This is a genomic window from Streptomyces sp. NPDC006435 (assembly GCF_040612315.1).
GTDB lineage: Bacteria > Actinomycetota > Actinomycetes > Streptomycetales > Streptomycetaceae > Streptomyces.
The window spans coordinates 1-3,503 of the sequence record NZ_JBEXPY010000113.1 but is presented as its reverse complement, the minus strand read 5'-3'; the positions used below and the strand labels follow the sequence as shown (position 1 = coordinate 3,503).

Annotated in this window: 3 protein-coding genes; 1 reads left to right on the top strand and 2 read right to left on the bottom strand. The window is 73.9% G+C overall.

Annotated elements, in window-relative coordinates; genetic code table 11:
- Nucleotides 1-644: ROK family protein (locus ABZZ04_RS39295; protein ID WP_356937034.1), on the bottom strand; the 644-nt coding region annotated here is incomplete at its 3' end.
- A 248-nt stretch (nt 645-892) separates the two neighbouring features.
- On the opposite strand from ABZZ04_RS39295, the gene ABZZ04_RS39290 reads away from it, so the two are divergent.
- Nucleotides 893-1,921, top strand: a complete 1,029-nt coding sequence (locus ABZZ04_RS39290) for a LacI family DNA-binding transcriptional regulator (RefSeq protein ID WP_356937033.1) — start codon at nt 893-895, stop codon at nt 1,919-1,921.
- 27 nt (nt 1,922-1,948) lie between these two features.
- Here ABZZ04_RS39290 and ABZZ04_RS39285 read toward each other — a convergent pair whose 3' ends face one another.
- The gene (locus ABZZ04_RS39285) at nt 1,949-3,247 is read right to left on the bottom strand and encodes an aldolase (protein WP_356937035.1); all 1,299 of its coding nucleotides are present in this window, start codon (nt 3,245-3,247) and stop codon (nt 1,949-1,951) included.
- Between the last annotated feature and the right edge of the window lie 256 nt (nt 3,248-3,503).

Here is a 3,503-nt window from a genome sequence, read left to right as displayed (position 1 = left end):
GCCACCGCGGCGGCCGAGGCGTCGCCGTCCGGGCCGGGACGCCAGCCGGCCTCCCGGGCCCGGCGGGCGATGTTCGGGCCGCTGGCGATGCGCTCGACGCAGCCGCGCGAACCGCACGGGCACGGGTCGCCGTCCAGGTCCACGCTGAGGTGGCCGATGTGTCCGGCGTTGCCCGTGGGGCCGGGGTGGAGCCTGCCGCCGAGGACCAGCCCGCCGCCGACCCCCGTGGACACCACCATGCAGAGCGCGTTGTCGTACCCCCGGGCGGCGCCCAGCCAGTGCTCGGCGGCCGTCATCGCGACCCCGTCGCCGACCAGTTCGACGGGCAGTCCGCCCGTCGCCTTGCCGACCCGCTCCACCAGCGGGAAGTCGCGCCAGGACGGGACGTTGACGGGGCTGACCGTGCCGGCCGACGCGTCCACCGGCCCCGCGCTGCCGATCCCGACGGCCCTCACCCGCTCCCACGACGGAGCGGCGGACACCTCGGCGACGACCTCCTCCACGGCCGCCATCACCGTCTCGGCGTCCTCCCGGGCGGGGGTCGGCCGCTGCGCCCGCACGAGCAGCCCGCCGTCGCCGTCCACCAGCGCGGCGGCGATCTTGGTACCGCCGATGTCCAGCGCGGCGACGAGGTCGGTATGCATCGGTGAGGCTCCGTGAGTAGGCGGCGGGGGCCTGGGACTTCCTGTCCGGATCATGCCGGGCCCGCGAGGCCTGCACACGTGCGCAGGTCCGGCCCGATCCGAACGAAGGACCCCGGGGTTCAGGATCAGTCTCCATTCAGCTGACAACGTTGTCCAGGGCCTATGCTCGACCGCACAGCCTCCGGCCGGCCCGTGGCGACGCCCGCGGACCCCCCGCCGGACCGCCCCCGAGGACAGGACAGCGCATCGTGGCCGAGACCGCCCGTCACCCCGAGCCCCGTTACGGCAACCGGCCGACCATGAAGGATGTCGCGGCCCGCGCCGGAGTGGGCCTCAAGACGGTCTCCCGCGTGGTCAACAGCGAACCTGGTGTCACTCCCGACACCGAACGCCGGGTCCAGGAGGCCATCGAGGCGCTCGGCTTCCGCCGCAACGACAGCGCGCGGGTCCTGCGCAAGGGCCGCACCGCCTCGATCGGTCTGGTCCTGGAGGACCTCGCCGACCCGTTCTACGGTCCGCTGAGCCGCGCGGTCGAGGAGGTGGCCAGGGCCCACGGCGCCCTGCTCATCAACGGGTCGAGCGCCGAGGACCCGGAGCGCGAGCAGGAGCTCGTGCTCGCGCTGTGCGCCCGCCGGGTGGACGGGCTGATCGTGATCCCGGCCGGTGACGACCACCGTTATCTGGAACCGGAGATCAAGGCGGGCGTCGCCACCGTCTTCGTGGACCGCCCGGCGGGCCGGGTCGACGCCGACACGGTCCTCTCCGACAGCTTCGGCGGTGCCCGCGAGGGCGTCGCGCACCTGATCGCGCACGGCCACCGGCGGATCGGCTTCATCGGCGACCGGCCGCGCATCCACACGGCCACCGAACGGCTGCGCGGCTATCACGCGGCGATGGCGGATGCCGGGACTCGGGTCGAGGACGCCTGGGTCTCCCTCGGCTCCACCGAACCCGACCGGGTCCGGGCCGCCGTCGAGGGGATGCTCTCCGGCCCCGAGCCCGTCACCGCGATCTTCGCGGGCAACAACCGGGTGACGGTGACGGCGGTGCGCGTCCTCGCGGAGCAGGAGCGCCGCATCGCCCTGGTCGGCTTCGACGACATCGAGCTCGCCGATCTGCTCGGCATCACCGTCATCTCCCAGGACGCCGCCGCCGTGGGCCGCACCGCCGCCGAGCACCTCTTCCGTCGTCTGGACGGCGCCGATCACACCCCGGCCCGCGTGGAGCTGCCCACGACGCTCATCCCGCGCGGCTCGGGCGAACTGCCGCCCGCCTGAGCCGCACGGCTCCCCGGCGGCCGGTCGTCACGGTGCGGTCACCGTGAGCCCGGCCCGCCGCGGCGACGCGAACGCGTCCAGGTCCGCCCGGGTGAGTCCGGTCAGGTGGGCCACCTCGGCGGTGTCCAGGGCGCCGCAGTCGATGCCGCGCAGGAGGTAGCCGCTGAGCGCCTTGGCCGTGGCGGGTTCGTCCATGACGTCCCCGCCGGACTTGGCGACGTACGCGGCGAGGCGGGCCGCGGCCTGCTCCAGCCCCTCGCGGTAGAAGGTGTAGACGGCCGCGTAGCGGGTCGGCAGGTGTCCCGGGTGCATGTCCCAGCCCTGGTAGTAGGCGCGGGCCAGGGCCCGGCGGGTGAGGCCGTAGTGGAGCCGCCAGGCCTCGTGCACCCGGTCGGTGGGGCCGACCGGCAGGACGTTGGTGGAGCCGTCGGAGACCCGTACGCCGGTGCCCGCGGCGGCGACCTGCATGACGGCCTTGGCGTGGTCGGCGGCCGGGTGGTCGCTGGCCTGGTAGGCGGCGCTGACGCCGACGCAGGCGCTGTAGTCGAAGGTGCCGTAGTGCAGGCCGGTGGCCCGGCCCCGGGCGGCGTCGATCATGCGGGCGACGGCGGCGGTGCCGTCGGCGGCGAGGATGGACTGGCTGGTCTCGATCTGGATCTCGAAGCCGAGCCGCCCGGCGGGCAGGCCGTGGGCCTCCTCGAACGCCTCCAGGAGCCGGACGAAGGCGGTGACCTGCTCCGGGTACGTCACCTTGGGCAGGGTGAGGACCAGCCCGTCGGGGAGGCCGCCCGCCCGCATGAGGCCGGTGAGGAAGATGTCCGTGGTGCGGATGCCCCGGTCGCGCACGGCGGCCTCCATGCACTTCATCCGGATGCCCGTGTAAGGGGCCGCCGTGCCCTTCGCGTACGCCTCCGAGACCAGCCGGGCGGCGCGGGCCGCGGCCGCGTCCTCCTCGGCGTCGGGGCGGGGGCCGTAGCCGTCCTCGAAGTCGATGCGCAGGTCCTCGACCGGCTCGCGCTCCAGCTTGGCGCGCACCCGGTCGTGGACGGGTCCGGCGAGTTCGCCCGGGATGCCGAGGACGGCGGCGAACGAGGCGGCGTCGGGGGCGTGTTCGTCGAGGGCCTCCAGCGCCTGGTCGCCCCAGGAGCGGATGGTGCCGGCGGCGAACGCGTCACCGGGGACGTAGACCGTGTGGACCGGCTGGCGCGTGCCGGGGTCTCCGGGGTAGCGGCGGGCGAGTTCGGCGTCGACCGCGGTGAGGGAAGCGCTGATCTCCTCGCTGACCGCACCGGCGAGGCTCGTTGCCACCTTCTCCTGCTGACCCATTTCCACACCCTTCACAGTCACGTCGTTTCCGCTTACCGGAATCAACAATCCGTATGGTGAAGTTATAAGGCGGCTGTATCCGCGTCAATGGTGACCGGAAACGGCCCGGGGCCGCGCGGTGGAACACACCGCGCGGCCCCGGGCCGCCTGGACTCCCCGTCGGGTGTCAGCCCTTGCGGGTGTTGACTTCCTCGGTGAGCTGGGGGACGACCTGGAAGAGGTCGCCGACCACGCCGTAGTCGACGAGGTCGAAGAT

What these genes read in the sequence shown, in the direction of transcription:
- ABZZ04_RS39285 (WP_356937035.1), bottom strand. Translation starts at nt 3,247, where the DNA reads ATGGGTCAGCAGGAGAAGGTGGCAACGAGCCTCGCCGGTGCGGTCAGC.